We start from the raw sequence: 20,728 nt of genomic DNA, 5'->3' as shown, positions 1-20,728 counted from the left end.
TATGAGGGATAAGATGTGAGGTGTGTTACAACGCGCTCTGCCTTAGAATGAACGACACTAATACGTTCATCTCTAATCGTGAATTTTTGCCATGCTCGAACTACGCCATTTGCGCACTCTGATCGCGCTTCGCGAAACCGGCTCGCTGGTCGAGGCCGCCGAGCGCGTTCACCTCACCCAGTCGGCGCTATCGCATCAGTTGAAGGATCTGGAAAACCGGGTGGCAAGCCCGCTGTTCGTGCGCAAGACACGCCCGGTGGAGTTCACCCGCGCGGGGCTTCGCCTTCTTGCGCTGGCCGACGAGCTTCTGCCCGCAGTGCGCCGCGCCGAGCGCGACCTGGCGAGGCTTGCCGGTACCGAGCAGGGCCGGCTTCACATGGCGATCGAGTGTCACAGCTGCTTTCAGTGGCTGATGCCGACGGTGGACTACTTTCGCGATCACTGGCCGGAAATCGAGATCGACATCCCGAGCGGCCACCACTTCGACCCGCTACCGGCGCTGGCCCGCGAGCAGCTCGATCTGGTGATCACCGCCGACCCGCAGCCGATCGACGGCATCCACTACGCGCCGCTGTTTCGCTACGAGGGCCTTCTAGCCGTGGCGCGCCAGCACCCCTTCGCCAAAAAGGGCTTCGTCACCCCTCAGGAGCTAGCCGAAGAGACACTGATCACCTACCCGGTGGAGCACTCAAGGCTGGACGTTTTCACCCAGTTTCTGAGCCCCGCCCAGGTACGTCCGAAAGAGATTCGCACCGCCGAGCTCACCATCATGATGATGCAGTTGGTGGCCAGCGGGCGCGGCGTGTGTGCGCTGCCCAACTGGGCGCTGACCGAGTATCTGGAGCGCGACTACGTAAGCGCAGTGACGCTCGGCGAAACGGGGATCTGGAGCACGCTGTTCGCGGCGATTCGCGAAGAAACCCGCGCCACGCCTTGGATGCGCGACTTTCTGCGCACCGCACGGGAAACCTCGTTTGCGGTGCTCAGCGGCGTCAAACCGGCGACTCCCGACGAGGAATCAACAGCGTAAAGCGCGCGCCGCCAAGCTTGGGGCTTTCGTCGACGGTGACGCTGCCGCCGTGGCCAGACATGACTTTCTGTACGATAGAGAGCCCCAGGCCATAGCCGCCGGAGCTTCGCGCGCGGCTGTCGTCCAGCCGCGCGAAGGGTTTGAAGATGTCGCTGCGCGCCTCTACCGGCACGCCCGGGCCGTCGTCCTCGACGTCGAAGCGCACCAGCTGCGGCTCGTCCCACAGCCGAATGACGACCTGAGTGCGCCCGTGGCGGCAGGCGTTGCTGACCAGGTTTTGCAGCGCCCGCTGTAGATAGCGCGGCTCGGCCAGAAGCTCGATGTCGCTGTCCGCTTCGAGCGTGATCGACAGCGACTTGTGCAGCGGCGTCAGCGCGTCGATCACGCGGCTCGCCATGGCGCAGCACTCCATTGGCACCATTTCCAGCGGGTCACCGTGATCCGGCCCGCCGCCCAAGCGAGCGTAGGTCAAAATCTCGTCGACCAAGTCGTCGAGCTCGGCGATGTCGGCGTCGATCCCCTGGAGCTGATGGCGAATCGATGGCTCTTCGGTCATGTCCTCGACCATCTGAACGGCAAAACGAATGCGCGCCACCGGCGTTCTTAGCTCGTGGGACACCGCGCGAATCATCTCCTGCTGGCCTTTCAAAAGCGTCTGTACCTGGCTTGCCATGGCGTTGAAGGCCATTCCCAGCCGGCCCAAAAAGTCACCGCTTTCGACCTTCACGCGAGTTTCGAGCCGGCCGCTGGCGATGCGGGTGGCGGCAAGCTCCAAACGCGCCATGCGCGCCTCGATGCTGCGCATAATCAGATAGATGATCAGACTCAGCACCGCCATGACGCCGATGAGTAGCGGCAGGTGAAGCCCCAGCGGCATGGTTTCGTGGCGCGGGATCGGGCCGACCTTCAGCCACTCGTCGCTTCCAGGCACGCTGTAGAGAAACGATAGCGTCAGCTGCTCGGTGACCAGTCTTGTCACGACCTCGCCGCGCGCCAGCGCTTGACGCTGAAGGGTCGTCAGGTCTTCGGGCGGCGTGGTTAGTAGCGTCAGCGGCCAGTGGGACAAGCGCAGCTCGGAGAGCAGCGCCGGGCGCTCGTCCGGCGGGGTCTGGCCGAGCCAGTCGCCAAGCAGCGCCACGCTTGCCTGCCACTGGCGCTCGCTCCAGCCCATGAGGGTCGCACTCAAAAGCGTTCCCTGCTCGAAGGAGTCGCCGGGAATGAGCTGGCGAAGCTGCCACGGGTCTTCGTCGATCACCAGGCGACCGCGCTGCAGCCGGGCGGCCTCGAAATAGCCAGGCGCGGCGTCCGCCACGGGAATGAGAGTGAGCTGCATGCCGAACTGGCGGGCGAAGGTTTCCAGCCGCTCGGCGCGGCGCTCGGGCGCGAGCGTGGCAAGCTGGCGGGTCATCAGCGTCATGGGCAGGCTTGCGAGCTCTTCGCGAAACTCCTCGCGGCGCACCTGCTCGATGAAAGTACGCCCGCCGATGGAGAGCAAAAAGACGACGCACAGGGCCAGACCCAGCAGCACGTAAAAGCGGAGAAAGGATCCCTGGCTAGGCACGCGCGGCATGAGACCTACCTCGCGGGTACGCGTTCGCTGCGAAGGCAACAGTACCGTCAGCTATCCTTGACAAAGAGGTAGCCCTTGCTGCGAACGGTCTTGATACGGTGCGGCTGATGGGGGTCGTCGCCGATCTTGGGTCGAATACGCGACACGCGCACGTCGATGGAGCGGTCCTGGCCGTCGTACTTGATGCCGCGCAGATCGCTGAATATCTCTTCCCGGGTTAGGACGTTGCCGGCGTTGCGCGCCAATAGCCACAGAAGATCGAACTCGGCACTGGTCAAATCGATACGCTCGCCGTCCAGAAATGCCTCGCGGGTGGCGCTGTCGATGTCCAGATTGGAAAACTGAAGCCGTACTTCGCCATTGGGGGCGGTGGGCACGTCGGCGCGGCGCATCAGCGCGCGCATGCGGGCCAGCAGTACGCGGGGCTGCACGGGTTTGGGCACGTAGTCGTCGGCGCCCATTTCGAGCCCCAGCACTTGGTCCAGGTCGTCGGTACGCGCGGTCAGCATCATGATCGGCCCGGCGAAGTTATGGCGAACCCGCCGGCAGATCGACAGGCCATCTTCCCCGGGCAGCATCAGATCCAGAATTACCAGATCCGGCTGCAGCTCGAGAATGCGCTCGACCCCTTTGCCGCCGTCGGCTTCCACCGTAACCTTGAAACCATTGTTTTCCAGATAATCGCGGGTTAACCCGGCCAGGCGCTGATCGTCTTCGATGATGAGCACGTGGTCTTTATCGGGACAGTCGTTCATGAGCGGCTCCCGCTTCCTTGATAATGGATCATTGCCTCAGTGGCCCAGGCTCTCTTAATAACACGGAGCCCCCTTCCATGGTAACACTTGCTTACCATTTATTAACGTTTGTGTTTTAAATTGCAATTGGGCATCGATACGTACTTCCTCACGCGCCGCTCGTTTTCAGCACGCCCCCGCTTGATTACCATTTCAGGCCGCGCTAATGTGGCCTTTATCGGTTGTCAACCTTTCATTTGGCTACTGGCAGGAGAAAACGATGAGTAATCACAAGACCAAAAGCGTCATCAAACGGGTTTATGTACCGACCCAGGTTCGCGATTTGCCCAACGGCGAAAAGCTGACCATTCCGGGCCACTACAAGGCCCCGCCGTCCAGCGACGACAACGCCCAGCATTGATGCTCCAGGCGCCTGAACCTGCTATAAAGGTTTGGCGCGCCTGAATTTACCGGCACCAACGTTTTACAGGCACAAAAAAAGCAGGCCCGCATGGGCCTGCTTTTTCGTGTTGCGGTAACGACGCTATCCCTTGGGCCCGAACAAGAACCAGATGATGAGTCCAATGAGCGGGAAAAACAGCAGCACCAGAATCCAGATCAGCTTGGCAAGACCGCCCGCCGAGCTTTTGGCGACTTTCACGATCGCCCAGATAACGATGATCAACCAAATGAGGCCCAGCAGTCCGCCGACTTCGATTCCCATAACGACTCTCCTTGTGTACTGATGTCCCTGTGTGATTCGCTTAGCATAGCACCTTGTGTTCAACATGCGAGGCCACGAATCGACGCCGTGCAGTCCTCAAGGTGGAAGGCGTAGCAACATTTCGCCGCCAGCGATTTCGATGGTGAAAAGATTCAGAAAGCTCATGCCTAAAAGCACGGTGTCGCGCTCCATCCCGGGGCTGATCGAGCCCTGCACGTTACTTGCCTGCAAACTCCCCAGTGTCACCTCGTCGAGTTCGGTCAAATGGCCCTTCACCCGACCGTTAGCGGTATTGAACCAGGCGCTGCGACCGGAAACGAGCGAGAGCCGCTCGGCAAGCTCGGTGGACACCGCCACGTAGGTGGCGCCGGTATCGAGTAAAAACGTGACCGGCTCGCCGTTGATGCGCCCGGGCGCCTCGAAATGCCCGGAGCGATTGCGCGAAAGCCGCACCGGCGCGCCGTCGGGTGCCGAGTTGATGACGTGGGCGTTGGGCGTGGTCAGGTTGTTGAAACCGCCGTCGATCAGCCAGGTGCCGGCGCCGATCAGCAGCACCCAGAAAAGCAGCATCATCACGATGCCGCCGCGCTGCGCGCGTTGCGATGTCATACGCACCCCCATCATCAGGTGCTTTGCCATGCCGTCGCCGCCTCGCGACCGCGCCTTTCGTTGACGCCAGCACAGATCAGCATCGCCGTTAAAAAGAGTCCTGCACATAATAGGATAGAGGCTTGAAGGCCAATCAACGTTTGCAGCACGCCCAGCACGACAATCCCCAGAACCCCCGCCAGCTTGTTGGCGAGCCCCCAGAAGCCGAAGAACTCCGCCGATTTGGCCAAAGGTGAAAACACGCCCACCAGCGCGCGGCTGGCCGATTGGCTCGACCCAAGGCTCAGCCCCGCCAGGCACCCGACGTATAAAAAGACGTACTGCGCCTGCCACTGCCAGCCAAACTGCGCGTTGGCCCAGTCGGTCAGCTCCGGCGTCGCCCAGATAGCGATGATGGCAACGACCCAGAGCGCCAACGTCATTTGGTAGGTGCGCTTGGCGCCGAAAGTGTCCTGAATGAAGCCAAAGCCCACCGCGCCGACGGCGGCGGTCACCTGCACGACGATGAACATGATGTTGCGCACGCTCTCATCCCAGCCGATCACCTGGGCGCCGTAGATGAAGGCGAAGGCGATGATGATGTAAACCCCGGCCATCGAGAACAACAGCGATACCAGAAAGATCGTCAGGTCGCGAAAATGGCGCAGCTCCTTGAACGTGGAAAAAAGCTGCGCCGTGGCGATTTGCCGATACGACACGCCGCCGGGCCTTGCCACGCCGCGCTCCTTGAGCCACAAAAAGGTCGGGATGGCGGCCACCAAAAAGAAGCCGGCCGCGAAAGGCCCCACCCAGCGGATGCGATCAAAATTGTCGAGCGTGGCTTCCCCCAGCACCACCAGGGTGAAGCCCGCCGCCAGCAACCCGCCGATATAGCCCAACGCCCAGCCGAAGCCCGAGATTTTTCCCAGCGACTGCGGCGGGCCAAGCTCAGGCAAAAAGGCGGCGATGAACGACTCCCCCATCGAGTAGGCGTAGTTGGAAAGCACGATCAGCAAAAGCCCCGCCACCACGTAGCCGGGCTCGACGAAGTACAGCATGGCGGTGGTCGCCACCGTCGCGAGGTAGCTTGCCAGCAAAAAGCGCTTTTTCTCGGCGCGGTAATCCATGATGGCCCCGCAAAGTGGCGCGCTCACTACCACCATCAGGTAGCTTGTGGCCAGCGCCAGGCTCCACAGAAAGTTGGCCAAGCGAAAGCCGTCGCCGCGGTCGCCGACAATGACGGTCGTAAACAGCTCGCCAAACACCACCGTGATGATGAGTAGCGTGTAGGCCTGGTTGGCGAAATCGAACATCGCCCAGCCAAAGATTTCGCGGCGGGAGGCGTAGACCGGCGCGTTTTTCGACGCTTCAGATGACGTATTCAGGGACATGGAGGCTCTCGAGCTGACAGACTTCAACAGAGTGACAATGCTCTACAGTAACGCGTAACCCGGTAAAAATGGGATGACAGAGGGAGAAAGTTGCTCTAGTTTTCTGAGAAGCCATGCCGGGATACTGCCCAATGCCACACGGAGTCGCTGCACACAAGCCAGCACTGACGAAAAGAGTATCGTTGCTGGTTGGGCTTGCGTGGTGTTTTGCGGCGTTTGGCGACGACGCCCCCTCGCTTTCGCACTTCTCGTACGTCACCGAAGAGTACCCGCCCTACAATCACCGCGATCAGGGCTCGCAAAAGGGGCAGACGATCGAGCTGCTCAGGCAACTGTTTCAGCATACGCATACCCCCTTCGACCCGGCCCTCATTCAGAGTTACCCATGGCTTCGCGCCTACCAAATGGCGCTTGAAACGCCGAATACAGTGCTGTTTTCGACCAACCGTACGCCGTCCAGAGAGCCGCTTTTCGACTGGGTCGGCCCCATTGCCATCGACCGGGTCGCGCTGATCGCCCGCCGGGAGGCCGGCATGACCCTTGACAACCTCGACGAGGCGGCCGGAGCCGGCCTTCGAATCGCCGCCATACGCGGGGATATCGGCGAGCTCAATCTGGTCGAGGCGGGCTATCCGGATCACCTGATTCACCGGGCGCTGGACAGCCAAAGCGCCCTCGCCATGCTAATGAACGCGCGTGTCGATCTGTGGGCCTACAGCACGAGCGTGGTCGACTGGCTGGCCGAGCGCGCCGGCCACGCTCCCACCGCGCTCGAGCCGATCCATACGCTAAGCCGCTACCCGCTCTACTTCGCGATCAACACACAAAGCGACCCGGCGCTGGTGGCGCACTTTCAACGGGCGCTGGCCGAGCTGCACGCGCTTGAAGAACCCTCGCTGGTGCATGAGGATGAGTAGCGCAAGGCGCCTTCACTGGCTCACTTTTCTCACTTGGCTGACGGCGATGCTTTCCTGCTCGCCGCTGTCGGCGCAAACGCCGACCTACCGGCTGAGCGTCAATACCGAAGAGTACCCCCCGTTCAATTATGAAATCGACGGCGAGATCGTTGGCGACGCCACCGCGCGGCTGCGCCGGGCCTTCGAAGAGGTCGGCATCGACGCCCAGTTTCAGCTTTTTCCTTGGGCGCGAGCGTACACCGAGGCGCGCTTTCGCCCGGATCACTGCGTCTACTCCACCACCCGCACGCCCGCGCGGGAGCTGATGTTTCGCTGGGCCGGGCCATTGGCGATCAACGAATGGGCGGCGCTGGCGCGTACAGACACACCCTTTACGCCGACACAGATCAAGGAGCTTCGCGGCCTGCGGGTGGGCAGCTTTCGCGAAGACGCGATTGGCGACTATGTCGAAAGCCGTGGCATCAGCGTCATTCGAGCGCCGAGCGAGCGGGTGAACGTGGCGCGCCTGGAGGCCGGGCTTTTGGACGTCATCGTTACCGGCCGGGCAACGGCAAAGGCCATCGCCGCCGAACGCCACCTCACCCTGCGCCACTTGTTTACCTTCGCCTACATGCCGCTTTACCTCGCCTGCCATCCAAGCGTTCCCCATCACGTGATGATGCGGCTTCAGCACGTCCTGCGAGCGACGCCATGAAAAATCGCGCCGGGCTCGTCAGAGGACGCCTGACGTTCAAACAGGCGCTGTTAACGCTGCTGATCGCCACCCTGATCAGCCTGGTGTCGGGTAGTCTGGAGCTTTTGGGCCACGCCCACACCATGCGCCAGGACATCGAGCAGCGCACCGAGCAGCAGATCGCGATCATCAACGGCGCGGCGGCGGAGGCGGCGTTTCAGCTCAACCCCGAGCTTGCCGAGCAGATCGCCTCGGGACTGTTCAACGACAGCGACGTCGCCTACGTCATGATCCGGGACGATTTCGGTCGGGTGCTGGCCGATTTCGATGCGCGTTCAGGGCCGCTTGGCTGGCTCGGCGAGGCGCTGTTTGGCGACATGCTCGAGTACCAAGCGCCGCTTCGCTATTACGTGGACGACGCGCTCCCGGCGTCGCGCGTCGGCGAAATCCACCTGGCACTCGATCACGAGCACCTCACCGCTCGGTTTCTGGCGCGCGGCTTCAGCGTAGTGGGCGTCAGTATTCTGGAAGCCTTTCTACTGAGCCTTCTGTTCGTGCTCTTTTTTCACGTCTTCATCACCAGGCCCCTGCTACAGGTACACGCGGCCATTATCGAAACCGACCCGGCGCTGCCCGCCCACTGGCCCAAGCCGCAGCTCAGAGGCCATCGCAACGACGAACTGGGCCACCTGGTCGAGAGCATGGATCACCTGCTGTGCGAATTTCAGCGCGGGCTGGAGCAGCGCGACCATCTGCACCAGCTCTCGCACCACGATGGATTGACCAGCATCGCCAACCGTCGCTACTTCGACACCTTTCTGGAAAGCCAGTGGGCGCGCGCCGTACAGACCCAGGCGCCGCTAGCGATCATCTTCATCGATATCGACTGCTTCAAGGCGTTCAACGACTACTACGGCCATACCACGGGCGACGAGACGCTCAAAAGCGTGGCGCGCACGCTCAATCGCTGCATCGATTCAAACACGGGCCTTCTGGCGCGCTACGGCGGCGAGGAGTTCGTCTGCGTGCTGCCGGGCAAGGACCTTTACGCCGCGCTGAACACCGCCAACTACATGCGCCAAGCAGTGCTGGCACTCGCGATCCCCCACGCCCGAAATCTCACCGACAGCGTGCTGACGCTGAGCATGGGCGTGGCCTGCCAACACCCGGTCCGCGATGAGTCGCCAGGTCAGCTCCTAAAGCTTGCCGATGCGCGGCTTTACCATGCCAAAAACCGCGGGCGAAACCGCATAGAAGCGTTCAGGCCGGTATTTCCCGAGGCCTGAACCGCCCACGAAAAAAGGGCCGTGATGGCCCTTTTTAAGGTACGTTCTGCTTGAAATAGCTTCGGATTAACGTACCTTCGGCGCTGATCGTTATGTTTAGCAAGGCCGAGCGAACGTGTGCTGGCGCCACCCCGTCAGGTGAGCAGCCAGTGCGCCAGCACTGCGGAGAAGCCGATGACCAGCGCCGTCAACACCGCCACGATCACGACCAGATCCAGCCACCGATCGAAGGTGGCGCTGTAGCGTTCGAGCGCCGCCCCCTTGGGCTGTCGTCGCGTGGCGCCGTGGCGTGGTCGAGCCATGAGCGCTTACTCCTGTGAACGGTTCGTTGAATGATACGTCAAGTTTAGCCCTTGATGCGACGATTGACCACGAGCGGCGCCCGGCGCAGGCGTTCGCGCTCGGCGTCACTCAGCTCGTCGGCTTCGAAGGCGTCGGCCCCCACCGGCGTATCGCCGTGACGGCGATAGAGCTGGGTCAGCATCGAGCGGCGATCCGCCTGCAGCTCGCGCACCAGTACGTACACCATCAAATAGAGAATGAAGGTAAAGGGCAGCGCCGCCAGTACCGCCGCGGACTGAAGCCCGGTTAGGCCGCCTGCCGCGATCAGCGTCAAACAGATCGCCGCGATCAGTACCCCCCAGGTCACGCGCTTGTAAAGCGGCGGGTTGATGGAGCCGTTATCGGTCATCTGCGCCACGATGTAAGAGGCCGAGTCCGCCGAAGTCACCAAAAAGATGAAGATCAGCAGAATCGAGACCAGCGAGAGAGCGCTGGTGAACGGCATCAGCTCGTACATCTCAAAAAGCGCCACGGTGATGTTCTCCTGAGTGGCCGCAGCCAGGCCGATGTTGTCGCCGTTGAGCTCCATGGTGAGCGCGGCGCCGCCAAAAACGCCGATCCACAGGCACGCAAGCAGCGGCGGCATGATCAGCACACCGAATACGTACTCCTTGATCGTGCGCCCACGTGAAACCCGCGCCACGAAGGTACCGACGAAGGGCGACCAGGCGATGACCCAGGCCCAGTAGAAGATCGTCCACTCGCTCGCCCAAGTATTCGGGTTATGGGGCGAAATACGCAGGCTCATGCCGATGAAATTCTGGATGTAGTCGCCGATGCCCAGCGTAATGGTTTCCAGAATCGCAAGCGTCGGGCCGGTGATCAGCACGTAGAGCATTAAACCGATACAGATGGCCAGGTTCAGATTCGATAGCCGCTTGATGCCCTTGTCGAGCCCCGACCAGGTCGAGAGCATGTAGGCGCAGAACATCACCGCCAAAATGATGAACTGCCAAAGCGTGCCTTCGGGTACGCCAAACACCGCGTTGAGCCCGCCGTTCATCTGTAAAACGCCCAAGCCCAGCGACGTTGCCACCCCCATCACCGTGGCCACCACCGCGAACACGTCGATCCAGGAAACGAAGGGGCGAAGGACGGGCTTCTTCGCCACGATTGACGAGAGCACCGAGGAGACCAGCCCGGCCTGGCCCTTGCGAAACTGAAAGTAAGCGATGATCAGACCCACCACCGAGAAAGCCGCCCACTGATGGATGCCCCAGTTGAAGTAGCTGTACTGTATGGCGTAGCGCGCCGCGGCTTCGGTTTCCGGCTCAAAATCACCATAAGGCGGCTCGATGAAATGGCTCATCGGCTCGGCCATGCCGTAGAACACCAGCCCCACGCCGAAACCGGCGGCGAGCAGCATGCTGATCCAGGAGAAAAACGTGTAGTCCGGCTTAGAGTCCTGAGGGCCCAAGCGCACCTTGCCGTATTTGCTGAACGCCAGCCCAAACAGAAACAGCACGAAGCCAAACACCGATAGCAGGTAGAACCACCCCAAATACTCGGTCACTGCCCCCAGCGCGGCTTCGGCACCGCTGCCAAAGCGCTCGGGGAACGAAGCGCCCACGATGACCAGCCCAAAGATGATTACGGTAGAGGCGATGAATACCAGCTTGCCTTCTTTACGAACCATAGCGTTTCCCTGTGTGCCTGGAGCTCACCATCCCTGCCGGCTGCCCATGTCGAATGTATTATTGATCTAACCTCACGGCGCGAGTCGCACACCGTGGGCTTCAGCATAGTTGCCAAGGGCGCTGGCATCACGTTTTGGCCCCGCCGCTGTTCAACGCTTCCCCTTTCGAGCAGGCGGTGGCGATCACCAGGCACCTGGGGCAAGATGGCGCACGGGGGAACTCTCGCCGCTAGCGGCGTTCCAATGCGTGCCCATACTTTTTGGAGGCTTTTCATGACCAATACCCAACGCGAGTCGCAAAATGCGGCTTGGCAGGCAGCCCACCAGTGGCGAGCCCGCGCGGCCAATACCTCGTCCAACGGCTTGCTGGGCGCGTTAAAGCTCACGCTGGTCTGGCTCACTTTCGGCGCGCTGATGGTAGTCGGTTTGGTGTTTGGCCTGTTCTTTCTTTTGGTGGGATGGGCGCTGATGCCGTTCATGCGCCATAAAATGAAAAAGCGGATGGAGCAGATGCGCGCGGACAACGCCCAGGATATCGGCGGCGGCCGCGGTTTTACCCAAGGCAGCCATGAGCGTGAAATGGACGCCATCGAAGGTAGCTTCGAGGTAAAGGAGAAGTCCTAAATCGGCGCGCGGATAAAGGCAAACGTCGCGCCCAGTACCAGCGGCATTACGACCAAGCTCCCGAGGTTGCCGATCAACACGAGCGAAGCGACCCGCTGCGGTTCGACGTCGTACTGCTCGGCGACCAAGTAGTTCAACACCGCTGGAGGGAGTGCGGCAAAGACCAGAAGCGTTGCTAGCTGTAGTGAATCGAGCGGCAGCATCGCCATTAGTGGAAGCGCGATCACAAGCCCTGAAAGCGGGCAGAGCAGCGCCCCCAAAAGCCCGGTGCGCCACTCGCCAAAGTCCACCTCCAGCAGGCGAACGCCGAGTGCAAACAGCATCAGCGGAATACACACCTCGCCCAGCATGTGCATCGCTTCCAGCAGCCAGCCCGGAAGGTCGATACCCGCCCCGTTGACCACAAGGCCCGCGATACTCGCCGCGACGATCGGCATGCGCAGCATCCGCGCGATAGAGGCGCGGGCGTCGACCATGTAAATGCCCACCGAGAAGTGCAGCAGCATTTCGACGATGAATACCACCACCGCCGCCGGCAGCGCCGCCTCGCCAAAGGCGAACACCAGAAGCGGTATCCCCATGTTGCCGGAGTTGTTGAACATCATCGACGGCAAAAACACCCGGCGGTCGAGCTTGAGACGCCCCGCCAGCGGCCACAAGAGCGCCCCGGAGCCGAGCACCACCAGCGCCGCCGCCCCACCGAGCCAAGCGTAGTCAGCCAGCGGCGCCTGGCGGTCCGCCAGTACGGCGAACACCAGAAGCGGTACGAACAGCTCCATGTTGAGCGTATTGAGCGTGGCGATGTTCGTCGTGCGTAGGCGGCCATAAAGCGCCCCCGCCGCGGCGATTAGAAACACCGGCAAAAGCGTTGCAAGGATATGTCCGGTCATCGACGCGCCCGCCGCCTCGAAGCCTTTTTAAAACGCTCTTTCATGGTATCAGCCCAGAAAACGCTGCCAGAGGCGGGAAACCGCGTCGCGGTGGTGCGCCAGCGCCTCGACATCGCCCAGGGGCTTGTCACCGGTCAGCGCCGCGCGGTGGGTGCGGCTGCGGTAAGCCAGGTACGCCTCGCGAAGCGCCAGCGCCTCTTCCTCACCCAGGTAGCCGTGCTCCTCAAGCGTTTCCAGAATGCGCATATTGTCCGGGTAGGTGGCGAGCGCCGGCGTCTTGTGGGAGAGCGCGAGCACGCCGTACTGGCAGAGAAACTCGATATCCACCATGCCGCCGGCGTCCTGCTTCAGATCGAACGTCGTCTCCTGCGCCTTACCCGGCGGCGTGCCCAAGTGATCGCGCATTTTGCGACGCATACCGATGACGTCGTTCTTCAATGCTTCGAGCTCACGGGGCGTGGTCATGAGCTCGGCGCGAAGCTCAACGAACTTTTCAGCCAGCGCCTCGTTACCCGCCACCACGCGGGCGCGCACCAGCGCTTGGTGCTCCCAGGTCCAAGCGTTCTGGCGCTGGTAATCGCCGAAGGCCTTGAGTGAGGTCACCAGCAGCCCGGCGTTGCCGGACGGACGCAGGCGCATATCCACCTCATAAAGGCTGCCGGCGGGCGTGGTGGCGGTGAGCAGGTGGATGATGCGCTGCCCAAGGCGCGTATAGAACACCGGCGTATCGAGCGGGCGTGGCCCGTTGGTCGTGCCCTTGCCGTCGCTGTCGTGCAAAAACACCAGGTCCAGGTCAGAGCCGTAGCCCAGCTCGATCCCGCCCAGCTTACCGTAGCCGACGATCAGAAACGCCGGATCGAACTCGCTGGCGCCCTCGGGAACGCCGTGCTTGCGCGCCACGTGCTTCCAGGCCATGGCCAGCACGGCGTCGAGTATGACCTCGGCGATGTAGGTCAGGTAGTCGCTCACTTTCATCAAATGGCGTGTGCCGGCGATGTCCGAGGCGGCCACGTGCAGGGTCTTGGCGTGCTTGAACACTCTGAGCGCCTCGAGCTGCGCCTCCTCGTCGTCCTCCGGCAGGCGGTTGAGCGTTTGGCGAAGCTCATCGCCCAGGGCGTCTTTATCCGCCGGCGTGTAGAGCGTTTGGGGCGTCAGGAGCTCATCGAGCAAAATCGGGTAGCGAGCCAGGTGCTGGGCGATCCAGGGGCTCGGCGCACACAGGCGCATCAGATGCTCGAGGGCGTGGGAGTTTTCGCGCAGAAGCGCCAGGTACGCGGTGCGACGCAACACCGACTCGATCAAGGGCTGCACCCGCTCAAGCGCCGTATCCGGGGTGTCGTGGTTGGATACCGCGTCGAGCAGCAGCGGCATCAGCGCGTCCAGGCGCTCGAAGCCGATGCGCTGCATGCTCTGCACCTGACGGGAGTGGTAGAAGCTTTTCAAGCGCTTCAACACCGCGGCCGGATCCCCAAAGCCTGCGGCTTCGAGCTGCGCCGTCGCCTCGTCCTCGGTCAGCTCATCGCGCCACAAAAGCCGCCACTGCTCCAGGCCAATGCTGCCCTCTTCCGGGTCGGCGGTTTCCTCCTCCGGGTCGGCGATCACCGCGTCGAAATGGCGGCGCACGCGCTCGCGGGCGGCATCGAGCGCCTTTAAAAGCTCGGACCAGTCCATGTGCAAAGCGTAGGCCACGCGCACGCGCTCGTCGTCGTCTTCCGGAAGCGTCTGGGTCTGACGATCGTCGAGCGCCTGGATGGCGTGCTCGACATCGCGCAAAAAGGCGTAGTCGGCCAAAAGCTCGTCGACGACCTCGTCCGGCAACAGCTCAAGCTTTGGCAGCTCGGCCAGCGCACGCCGGAGCGAGGCGACCTGAAGCTCGGTGTCGCGGCCGCCGCGAATCAGCTGAAACGCCTGCACGACGAACTCGACCTCGCGAATGCCGCCGGGGCCGAGCTTGATGTTGCTCTCCATGCCCTTGCGCTTCACCTCGCGGTTGATCATCGACTTGAGCTCTCGAAGCGATTCGATCGCGCCGAAATCGAGATAGCGCCGGTAGACGAAGGGGCGCAGGCTCATCAAAAGCGCCTGGCCACCTTCGATGTCGCCACCGACCGGGCGCGCCTTGAGCATGGCGTAGCGCTCCCACTCGCGCCCCTGGTCCTGGTAGTAGCTCGAGAGCATCGAAAAGTTGCCCACCAGCGGGCCGCCGTCGCCGAGCGGGCGCAGGCGCATGTCGACGCGAAAGGCGAAGCCGTCGGCGGTCACCGCATCGAGGGCGGCGATAAGGCGCTGGCCAAGTTTGGTGAAGTACTCCTGATGGGCCAGCGGCTTGCGCCCGCCGCTGGTCTCGCCCTTCTCGGCGAAGGCGAAGATCAGGTCGATATCGGAAGAAAGATTGAGCTCGCCGGCGCCGAGCTTGCCCATGCCCAGCACCACCAGCCGCTGGGGGCGGCCGTCGCGACACGGCGCCGGCGTGCCCCAGCGCGGGGCGTAGAAGGTTTCAAGCCAGCCCAGGGTGGCATCGATCGTCACTTCGGCAAGCCAGGAGAGTGCCTGGGCGGTGTCCCACATGGTGGTGCCATCGCCCCGGTTGAGATCGCGCCAGATGATGCCCAGCATGCGCGCGCGGCGAAAGCGGCGCACGACCCGGTGCATGGCCTCCTCATCCTCGGCGCCGGCCAGCGCATCCGTCAGCCAGGCCTGCTGGCGCGCCTTGTCCGGCTTGGCGTCGAGCTCGCCGCTGTCTGACAGCGTTTCGAGCCAGCCCGGGTAGCGACTGAGCGTTTGCGCGGCGAAGTGCGACACCGTCAGCACCCGGTAGAGCTCGGCCAGCCGCGCGTTTGAAAGCGACGCGAAGAAGGATGAGGGCAGCGGCTTATCGGTCATCGAGGCGACGTTGTCCGCCTTGTCGAGCGCCTCACCAAGCTTGTTGAGTGCCTGCTCGGCAATCGGCGTGACCGCCTCGGGCGCCTTCGCGAGTACCGCTGCGTTCCACTGCATAGCCACCTCCTGGCTGGCACCGACCCCGTCGGTGCCGTCTAAAAATGTAGTCGCCTACCCGGCCAGCTTCACCCACCCCAGCACGCCCCAGGTCAGCCCCGCCATGATCAGCGAGAGCATCACCGCCGCCGAGCCGATATCCTTCGCCCGGCCGGAAAGCTCATGATGCTCGGTGCCAATACGATCCACCACGTTCTCCACGGCGCTGTTCAATAGCTCGACGATCAGCACCATGAACAGACTGCCCACCAGCATCAGCCACGCCATCGCCGTGTCCGCCAGCCACCAGGCCAGCGGCAGCATGATGGTGCAGATGACCAGCTCCTGGCGAAAGGCGGCTTCGTTTTTAAAGGCCGCCTTGAGCCCTTTCCACGAGTAGCGCGTGGAGTGAATCAGGTGGGTTATTCCGGTATGCCTTGGCTTCATCGCGCCATGTCGCTCTCATCAATGTGGATTAGTTGGCCGTGATCATGGCGTCCAGGTCGAGCGAAAGCGGGTCGAGCACCTCCGACCAGCTTAAGTAAGGCGTGGTGCCGGTGCCATTCACCAATACGCTAAATACCCCCCAGCGCCCTTGGGCCGTACGAAAGTAGCCCGCCGCGGCGCGAACCGCAAACGGCTCGTTGAGCGTACCGGTTTTCAGCATCACGTTGTTTTGAAAGCCCGGCGGGCCGCGGCGGATGAAGCGCATCACGCCGTTGGCCGGCGACTGAAACGCCGCCACGAAGCTTGGAAACAGCGCGCTTTCGTTGAACATCGACTCGAGCATCGCGGTGACGCCGTGAGCCGAGGTGCGATTGCTGGTGGTCAGGCCGCTGCCGCTTTCAAGGGTCACCGGGCCGTGGCCGGGAATCGAGTGGGCGAAGGCCTCCAGCGCTTGGCCGGCCTGGTAGAGCTGGGCCTGGGGCGTCTCGACCAGATCGAGCGCCAGCACGTCGGCCATGTAGTTGTTGGAGTAGTTCATGGTGCGCAGCAAAAGCTCCTGAAGCGGCTTGCTGTCCACCGCCGCCAGCCGGCTCGTCCCGCTCGGCCGCGCCGAGGTGACCCGCCAAGGGTCGCGCACGCTGATACCCGCCTGGCCGAGCATGCTCAAAAGCGTCTGGGCGGTCTGCTCCGCCGGGTCGCCGACGCCGCGGTAGACGTCCCGGGCCGCGGCGTTGGTCGAAATCTGGCCGGTCACGCGCATCACGTCGCCGCGCTCGTCGGTAATGCGGACGGCGCTTAGCTCGGTGCCGCTGTTGGCGGGCACGGTGCGCACCTGGTTGTCGATCGTGATCAGCGGCTGGGGGCTATCGCACAGCGAGGCGCGCGCCGGCGCATTGGCGCCAGGTGCCGGCGCCACGTTCACACACCAGGCGCCGAAGTTGATGCCGGCGGAGGTGAGCGGCGCGCTATAGGCGTTGGTCACGCGGCTCTGGGCGTTGCAGCGGTCGGTGGTGGCGCACTCGACCGGACCAAAGCGCCACTGGCTGACCACCAGCGCCCCGTCGACCTGCTCGACCCCGGCAAGCGTGAGCCGCTGCACCAGCCGCCAAAGATCCTCGGTGGTCAGCCCCGGGTCACCGCCGCCTTCGAACACCAGATCGCCGCGCAGCACGCCGGCCTCGACCGGGGCGCTGCTGACCAGCGACGTGGTAAAGCGGTGCTGAGGCCCGAAGCGGCTCAAAAGCGCCGCGCTCATGTAGGCCTTGGTGACCGAGGCCGGCGACAGCTGGCGCTCCGGGTTGATGCGCCCCAGCACCTGGTTGGCATCCGGGCCTAAAAGCCGCGCCTCGGCGCTGATCGAAAAGCCCTTGCTTTCGAGCTGGCCAAGCCGGGTGAAATCCGCCCACAGCGGCTGGCTCATCAGCAGCGCGGCCAGCGCCACCCCGGCCAGCCGCGCCGGCCGAACAAACGTTGATAAACGACTCACTCTCACCGTCCTTAATGCATATTCAAAATGAATGTTCAAAAATGGATATTCAAAGCTATATGTTCAAAACCACATGTTCGAATTAAAAAATATCCGCCGCGTCAGCCCTTGCCCGCTCTCATGACGAGTGAAGCGGGTCTTCGCCCGAGGGCTGCCCGCGAAGCTCGCAGGTCAGGCGCCAAAGCGGCTGGCCGCTCTGGGCGTACTTCGCCTCGAAAGGCGTCAGGTAATCGGGCCCCGGCGTGAGCGACTCGACCGCTGCCCGCTGATCGGTGGCAAACGCCACCGCCTGGGCGAACTCCTCGATGTAGATCTGCCAGTTCGAGCGCACCTCGAGCCGCCCGCCAAGTGCCAGCACGATGGGGAACACCGGGTGGCCGTGCCAGCGCATCTTAAGGTGCGCGGCCTTTGGGTACGGATTGGGGTACAGCAGATAGTGGCGCTCGAGGGCCCACCCCGCCGCCAGCGCCAGCCGCCAAAAATCGATGAGATCGGCGCGAACCAGCAGCGCGTTGCCCGGCAGCGCGCCGTGTTCGCGGCTCAGCCGGCTTTCGCTTCGATCCACCCCGATCACCGCGTGCTCCGGGAACCGCTCGGCCAGCCGCCTTGTCGAAAGGCCCACGCCGCAGCCGGCATCGAGAATCAGCGGCGCGTCCGTATTTGCACGCCAGGCCTCGGCGCGCTCGAAGGCTTGGCGGCTGTGTTCCGCCACGGGCTTTTTGAGCGGATGCGCGAGCGCGCGCTGAACGCGCCGGGCCAAATCCTGGTGCGGCCCAAACTGGTTGGAGGTAACGACTCGAGACGCGTGCTGCATGCCATCCTCTGATGGAAAAACCACGATTCTACCAGTTCTCCGGCGCGCGCGGCATGACGCCATTGCACCCCTGGTGCTATGATCGTGCCCATGAATATCAGGACACTCGGCCGGGGCCTTTCAAGCGCCCCGCCGAGGCGTACGTTACCCAACTATCGCACCACGAGGAATCCGGCTTGTCACACTTACCGGTAATTGTCGGCATGGGCGGCATCAATCCTGCTGGCAGAACCTCGGGCCATCAGGCCTTTCGCCGCACCGTGCTTGATGCGCTACCTACTGATCAAAAGCGCCACACGCTTGGGAGTCTGGCGGCGCTGATGCGCCTGGCGATCCACACCGAGCAGGGCTGGCAAAATGACCAGGGCGAGCCGATCGAGGCGCCCGCCGAGGCATTTTCCAAGCGCGTCTTGAACCACACGCTGATCCGGCGCAACGAAGACCCGCACTTTCTCGCCCCCGGCATGCCCGCCAGCCGCCAGGCAGAGATGACCCTCGAGGCCCCGCTGCATTTCACACTGCGCCGGCGCCAGCTGCCACAGCAGCTGCCGGACAACTGGGAAGTGAGCGATACCGAGGACGCCCGCCACGTAAAGGTCAGCGTGCCTGCCGGGGCGCTCAACGCGCTGCTGCCGGATGCCCAGACGCCCAAGGTCGTGGCCGCCGCACAGCTGCCCACCGGCTTTGACCCGGCAAGCCTTTATCGCAGCGTGCACCATCCGCGCGGGCTGTCGATGGCCATTTTCGCCGCCAGCGACTGCCTGGGCGCCAGCGGCCTCGAATGGGAGCGCCTGCGCGAGCGACTGGACCCGGACAAGATCGCGGTTTATGCCGGCAACTCCATCGGCCAGCTCGACGAGGCCGGCTGGGGCGGGCTGATGAAGAGCCTGGTGAGCGGCAACCGCGCCACCTCCAAGCAGATGCCGCTGGGCTACGCACAGATGCCGGCGGACTTTCTCAACGCCTACGTGTTGGGAAGCGTCGGCAGCACCGGGGCCGCACTCGGCGCCTGCGCAAGCTTTCTCTACAACCTGCGCCTGGGGCTTCGGGACATTCGCGAAGGCCGCGCCCGGGTAGTGATGGTCGGCACCGCGGATGCGCCGATCACCCCGGAGATCATCGAAGGGTTTCGCGCCATGGGGGCGCTGGCCGATGATGCGAGCCTGAAAGCGCTCGACGCCCTCGAGCTTCTGACCGACGCGGACTACCAGCGCGCCTGCCGCCCCTTCGCGCAAAACTGTGGCTTCACCATGGCCGAGGCGAGCCAGTTTGTGATGCTGATGGACGATGCGCTGGCGCTCGAAACCGGCGCGGATATCCTCGGCGCGGTACCGGACGTGTTCGTCAACGCCGACGGCTTCAAACGCTCGATCTCCGCCCCCGGCATCGGCAACTACATTACTCTGGGCAAGGCGGCGGCGCTGGTGCGCGACATGCTCGGCGAAACGGCGCTGCAAAAGCGCACGTTCGTCCACGCCCACGGCACCAGCACGCCGAAAAACCGCACCACCGAGTCCCACGTGCTGCACGAAATCGCCCGCGCCAACGGTATCGATGCCTGGCCGGTGGTGGCGATCAAGGCGTTCATCGGCCACTCCCAGGGCTCGGCGGCGGGCGATCAGTTGACCAGCGCCTTGGGCAGCTTTCAGCACGGCCTGCTGCCCGGCATTCCCACGCTGGACGCGGTGGCAAGCGACGTCCACGCCGAGCGGCTGCGCTTTTTCCAAACGCCGCTCGCCTTTGAAGCGGATGCCAGCTTTATCAACGCCAAGGGCTTTGGCGGCAACAACGCCACCGGCGTTGTGCTCTCGCCCAGCGTCACCGAGCGGCTGCTCGAAAAGCGCCACGGCGGCCAGGCCATGAAGGCGTGGCGAGCGCGCCGCGAAGACGTCCGCGCCCGCTCAGAGGCGTACCTGGCCCAAGCCGACCGCGGCCAATACGCGCCGCGCTATCAGTTCGGTGAAGCCGTGCTCGAAGGCCCGGAGCTTGGCATCGACGCTGATCGCATCCAGATTCCAGGCTACGCCCAGCCGGTGTCGCTGACGGTGGACAACCCCTTCGGCCGGCTCGACGACGAGGAGGGCTCATCATGAGCGCCGAGCAACCCCGGGTGGCGGTCTACCCCGGCACCTTCGACCCGATCACCAACGGCCATTTCGATCTGATCGCGCGCGCCGCGCGCCTGTTCGACCGCGTGGTGGTCGCCGTGGCCGAAAGCCCGGGGAAAAAGCCGGCGCTGTCGCTTGCGCAGCGTATCGCGCTGGTGGAGTCGACCTGTCACGCGCTTCCCAACGTGTCGGCAGTGGGGTTCTCGTCGCTTTTGACTACCCTGATGACGGATCTCGATGCGCGCATCCTGCTGCGCGGGATTCGCGCCGCCTCTGACTTTGAGTACGAGCTGCAGCTTGCTAACATGAACCGCGCCCAGCACCCCGACCTTGAGAGCGTGTTTTTGACGCCGGCGGTCGAGAACTCCTATATTTCGTCGACCATCGTTCGCGAAATCGCACGCCTTGGCGGCGACGTGTCGGCGCTGGTGCCGCCCAACGTCGCAAAGGCGCTGGCCGAGCGCTTCAACACTCCCTGAGCCCCACGCCCCG

Annotated in this window: 20 protein-coding genes; 8 read left to right on the top strand and 12 right to left on the bottom strand. The window is 63.3% G+C overall.

The genetic code is table 11. The annotated features are described in order from the left end of the window. The first annotated feature begins 91 nt into the window (after positions 1-91). Positions 92-1,030, top strand: coding sequence for a LysR family transcriptional regulator (locus tag MQW23_RS02440; RefSeq protein ID WP_252106228.1), 939 nt, complete (start codon positions 92-94; stop codon positions 1,028-1,030). Here the strand turns inward: MQW23_RS02440 and MQW23_RS02435 are convergent. Next, positions 993-2,600, bottom strand: a complete 1,608-nt coding sequence (locus MQW23_RS02435) for an ATP-binding protein (RefSeq protein ID WP_252106227.1) — start codon at positions 2,598-2,600, stop codon at positions 993-995. The genes MQW23_RS02440 and MQW23_RS02435 overlap by 38 nt on opposite strands. 47 nt (positions 2,601-2,647) lie before the next feature. Further along, positions 2,648-3,355 carry a winged helix-turn-helix domain-containing protein gene (locus MQW23_RS02430; protein ID WP_252106226.1) on the bottom strand — a complete coding sequence of 236 codons (708 nt, stop codon included), beginning with the start codon at positions 3,353-3,355 and terminating at the stop codon, positions 2,648-2,650. Between the two features lie 259 nt (positions 3,356-3,614). On the opposite strand from MQW23_RS02430, the gene MQW23_RS02425 reads away from it, so the two are divergent. Further along, a complete protein-coding gene (locus MQW23_RS02425) occupies positions 3,615-3,755 on the top strand; it encodes a hypothetical protein (RefSeq protein ID WP_252106225.1) in 141 nt (46 codons plus the stop codon). 123 nt (positions 3,756-3,878) lie between these two features. Here the strand turns inward: MQW23_RS02425 and MQW23_RS02420 are convergent, their stop codons facing one another. The 3 genes from MQW23_RS02420 to MQW23_RS02410 all read right to left on the bottom strand — a co-directional run bounded on the left by MQW23_RS02420 (position 3,879) and on the right by MQW23_RS02410 (position 6,037). Beyond that, positions 3,879-4,058, bottom strand: coding sequence for a PLDc N-terminal domain-containing protein (locus tag MQW23_RS02420; RefSeq protein WP_089713609.1), 180 nt, complete (start codon positions 4,056-4,058; stop codon positions 3,879-3,881). Positions 4,059-4,154: 96 nt separating this feature from the next. Next, the gene (locus MQW23_RS02415) at positions 4,155-4,667 is read right to left on the bottom strand and encodes a retropepsin-like aspartic protease family protein (protein ID WP_252106224.1); all 513 of its coding nucleotides are present in this window, start codon (positions 4,665-4,667) and stop codon (positions 4,155-4,157) included. 14 nt (positions 4,668-4,681) lie between these two features. After that, entirely contained in the window at positions 4,682-6,037 is a 1,356-nt protein-coding gene (locus tag MQW23_RS02410; protein WP_252106223.1) for an MFS transporter, read from the bottom strand. Between the two features lie 182 nt (positions 6,038-6,219). On the opposite strand from MQW23_RS02410, the gene MQW23_RS02405 reads away from it, so the two are divergent. The 3 genes from MQW23_RS02405 to MQW23_RS02395 are packed head-to-tail and all read left to right on the top strand — an operon-like array spanning position 6,220 to position 8,913. Then, positions 6,220-6,954, top strand: a complete 735-nt coding sequence (locus tag MQW23_RS02405; protein WP_252106222.1) for a substrate-binding periplasmic protein — start codon at positions 6,220-6,222, stop codon at positions 6,952-6,954. Then, positions 6,947-7,648 (top strand): substrate-binding periplasmic protein, encoded by a 702-nt coding sequence (locus MQW23_RS02400; RefSeq protein WP_252106221.1) that lies wholly within the window; start codon positions 6,947-6,949, stop codon positions 7,646-7,648. Before MQW23_RS02405 ends, MQW23_RS02400 begins: the two co-directional genes overlap by 8 nt. Further along, positions 7,645-8,913 carry a GGDEF domain-containing protein gene (locus MQW23_RS02395; RefSeq protein ID WP_252106220.1) on the top strand — a complete coding sequence of 423 codons (1,269 nt, stop codon included), beginning with the start codon at positions 7,645-7,647 and terminating at the stop codon, positions 8,911-8,913. The genes MQW23_RS02400 and MQW23_RS02395 overlap by 4 nt, the downstream gene beginning before the upstream one ends. 134 nt (positions 8,914-9,047) lie before the next feature. On the opposite strand, the gene MQW23_RS02390 is transcribed toward MQW23_RS02395, so the two are convergent. Together MQW23_RS02390 and MQW23_RS02385 are read right to left on the bottom strand one after the other, a co-directional pair. After that, entirely contained in the window at positions 9,048-9,215 is a 168-nt protein-coding gene (locus tag MQW23_RS02390) for a hypothetical protein (RefSeq protein WP_252106219.1), read from the bottom strand. A 44-nt stretch (positions 9,216-9,259) separates the two neighbouring features. Then, positions 9,260-10,891: a BCCT family transporter gene (locus MQW23_RS02385; RefSeq protein ID WP_252106218.1), complete on the bottom strand. Its 1,632-nt coding sequence runs from the start codon at positions 10,889-10,891 to the stop codon at positions 9,260-9,262. Between the two features lie 273 nt (positions 10,892-11,164). Here MQW23_RS02385 and MQW23_RS02380 point away from each other — a divergent pair, with 273 nt between their 5' ends. After that, entirely contained in the window at positions 11,165-11,515 is a 351-nt protein-coding gene (locus MQW23_RS02380; RefSeq protein WP_252106217.1) for a hypothetical protein, read from the top strand. On the opposite strand, the gene MQW23_RS02375 is transcribed toward MQW23_RS02380, so the two are convergent. The 5 genes from MQW23_RS02375 to trmB form a co-directional block, all read right to left on the bottom strand. Beyond that, complete coding sequence (locus MQW23_RS02375) at positions 11,512-12,405, bottom strand: AEC family transporter (RefSeq protein WP_252106216.1); 894 nt, start codon at positions 12,403-12,405, stop codon at positions 11,512-11,514. The genes MQW23_RS02380 and MQW23_RS02375 overlap by 4 nt on opposite strands. 48 nt (positions 12,406-12,453) lie before the next feature. Then, positions 12,454-15,402, bottom strand: coding sequence for a bifunctional [glutamate--ammonia ligase]-adenylyl-L-tyrosine phosphorylase/[glutamate--ammonia-ligase] adenylyltransferase (gene glnE, locus MQW23_RS02370; protein WP_252106215.1), 2,949 nt, complete (start codon positions 15,400-15,402; stop codon positions 12,454-12,456). A gap of 54 nt (positions 15,403-15,456) precedes the next feature. Continuing rightward, positions 15,457-15,828 carry a diacylglycerol kinase gene (locus MQW23_RS02365; protein ID WP_252106214.1) on the bottom strand — a complete coding sequence of 124 codons (372 nt, stop codon included), beginning with the start codon at positions 15,826-15,828 and terminating at the stop codon, positions 15,457-15,459. 28 nt (positions 15,829-15,856) lie between these two features. Beyond that, positions 15,857-17,248, bottom strand: a complete 1,392-nt coding sequence (gene dacB, locus MQW23_RS02360) for a D-alanyl-D-alanine carboxypeptidase/D-alanyl-D-alanine endopeptidase (protein WP_252106733.1) — start codon at positions 17,246-17,248, stop codon at positions 15,857-15,859. A gap of 184 nt (positions 17,249-17,432) precedes the next feature. Next, a complete protein-coding gene (trmB, locus tag MQW23_RS02355; RefSeq protein ID WP_252106213.1) occupies positions 17,433-18,128 on the bottom strand; it encodes a tRNA (guanine(46)-N(7))-methyltransferase TrmB in 696 nt (231 codons plus the stop codon). A 203-nt stretch (positions 18,129-18,331) separates the two neighbouring features. Here trmB and MQW23_RS02350 point away from each other — a divergent pair, with 203 nt between their 5' ends. After that, the gene (locus MQW23_RS02350) at positions 18,332-20,221 is read left to right on the top strand and encodes a beta-ketoacyl synthase (RefSeq protein ID WP_252106732.1); all 1,890 of its coding nucleotides are present in this window, start codon (positions 18,332-18,334) and stop codon (positions 20,219-20,221) included. After that, positions 20,218-20,715, top strand: a complete 498-nt coding sequence (gene coaD / locus MQW23_RS02345) for a pantetheine-phosphate adenylyltransferase (RefSeq protein ID WP_252106212.1) — start codon at positions 20,218-20,220, stop codon at positions 20,713-20,715. The genes MQW23_RS02350 and coaD overlap by 4 nt, the downstream gene beginning before the upstream one ends. The last annotated feature ends 13 nt before the right edge of the window (positions 20,716-20,728 follow it).

This window comes from Halomonas sp. S3-1-1 (genome assembly GCF_023757625.1).
GTDB lineage: Bacteria > Pseudomonadota > Gammaproteobacteria > Pseudomonadales > Halomonadaceae > Vreelandella.
The sequence above is the reverse complement of the archived record's forward strand: the minus strand, read 5'-3'. Positions and strand labels throughout refer to the sequence as shown.

Coding starts and splice junctions, on each gene's coding strand:
- MQW23_RS02365 (WP_252106214.1), bottom strand. CDS start 15,828: ATGAAGCCAAGGCATACCGGAATAACCCACCTGATTCACTCCACGCGC.
- coaD (WP_252106212.1), top strand. CDS start 20,218: ATGAGCGCCGAGCAACCCCGGGTGGCGGTCTACCCCGGCACCTTCGAC.
- MQW23_RS02435 (WP_252106227.1), bottom strand. CDS start 2,600: ATGCCGCGCGTGCCTAGCCAGGGATCCTTTCTCCGCTTTTACGTGCTG.
- MQW23_RS02415 (WP_252106224.1), bottom strand. CDS start 4,667: ATGACATCGCAACGCGCGCAGCGCGGCGGCATCGTGATGATGCTGCTT.
- MQW23_RS02390 (WP_252106219.1), bottom strand. CDS start 9,215: ATGGCTCGACCACGCCACGGCGCCACGCGACGACAGCCCAAGGGGGCG.
- MQW23_RS02400 (WP_252106221.1), top strand. CDS start 6,947: ATGAGTAGCGCAAGGCGCCTTCACTGGCTCACTTTTCTCACTTGGCTG.
- MQW23_RS02350 (WP_252106732.1), top strand. CDS start 18,332: ATGGGCGGCATCAATCCTGCTGGCAGAACCTCGGGCCATCAGGCCTTT.
- MQW23_RS02375 (WP_252106216.1), bottom strand. CDS start 12,405: ATGACCGGACATATCCTTGCAACGCTTTTGCCGGTGTTTCTAATCGCC.
- MQW23_RS02385 (WP_252106218.1), bottom strand. CDS start 10,891: ATGGTTCGTAAAGAAGGCAAGCTGGTATTCATCGCCTCTACCGTAATC.
- glnE (WP_252106215.1), bottom strand. CDS start 15,402: ATGCAGTGGAACGCAGCGGTACTCGCGAAGGCGCCCGAGGCGGTCACG.
- MQW23_RS02425 (WP_252106225.1), top strand. CDS start 3,615: ATGAGTAATCACAAGACCAAAAGCGTCATCAAACGGGTTTATGTACCG.
- MQW23_RS02440 (WP_252106228.1), top strand. CDS start 92: ATGCTCGAACTACGCCATTTGCGCACTCTGATCGCGCTTCGCGAAACC.
- MQW23_RS02395 (WP_252106220.1), top strand. CDS start 7,645: ATGAAAAATCGCGCCGGGCTCGTCAGAGGACGCCTGACGTTCAAACAG.
- MQW23_RS02380 (WP_252106217.1), top strand. CDS start 11,165: ATGACCAATACCCAACGCGAGTCGCAAAATGCGGCTTGGCAGGCAGCC.
- MQW23_RS02410 (WP_252106223.1), bottom strand. CDS start 6,037: ATGTCCCTGAATACGTCATCTGAAGCGTCGAAAAACGCGCCGGTCTAC.
- trmB (WP_252106213.1), bottom strand. CDS start 18,128: ATGCAGCACGCGTCTCGAGTCGTTACCTCCAACCAGTTTGGGCCGCAC.
- dacB (WP_252106733.1), bottom strand. CDS start 17,248: ATGAGCCAGCCGCTGTGGGCGGATTTCACCCGGCTTGGCCAGCTCGAA.
- MQW23_RS02420 (WP_089713609.1), bottom strand. CDS start 4,058: ATGGGAATCGAAGTCGGCGGACTGCTGGGCCTCATTTGGTTGATCATC.
- MQW23_RS02430 (WP_252106226.1), bottom strand. CDS start 3,355: ATGAACGACTGTCCCGATAAAGACCACGTGCTCATCATCGAAGACGAT.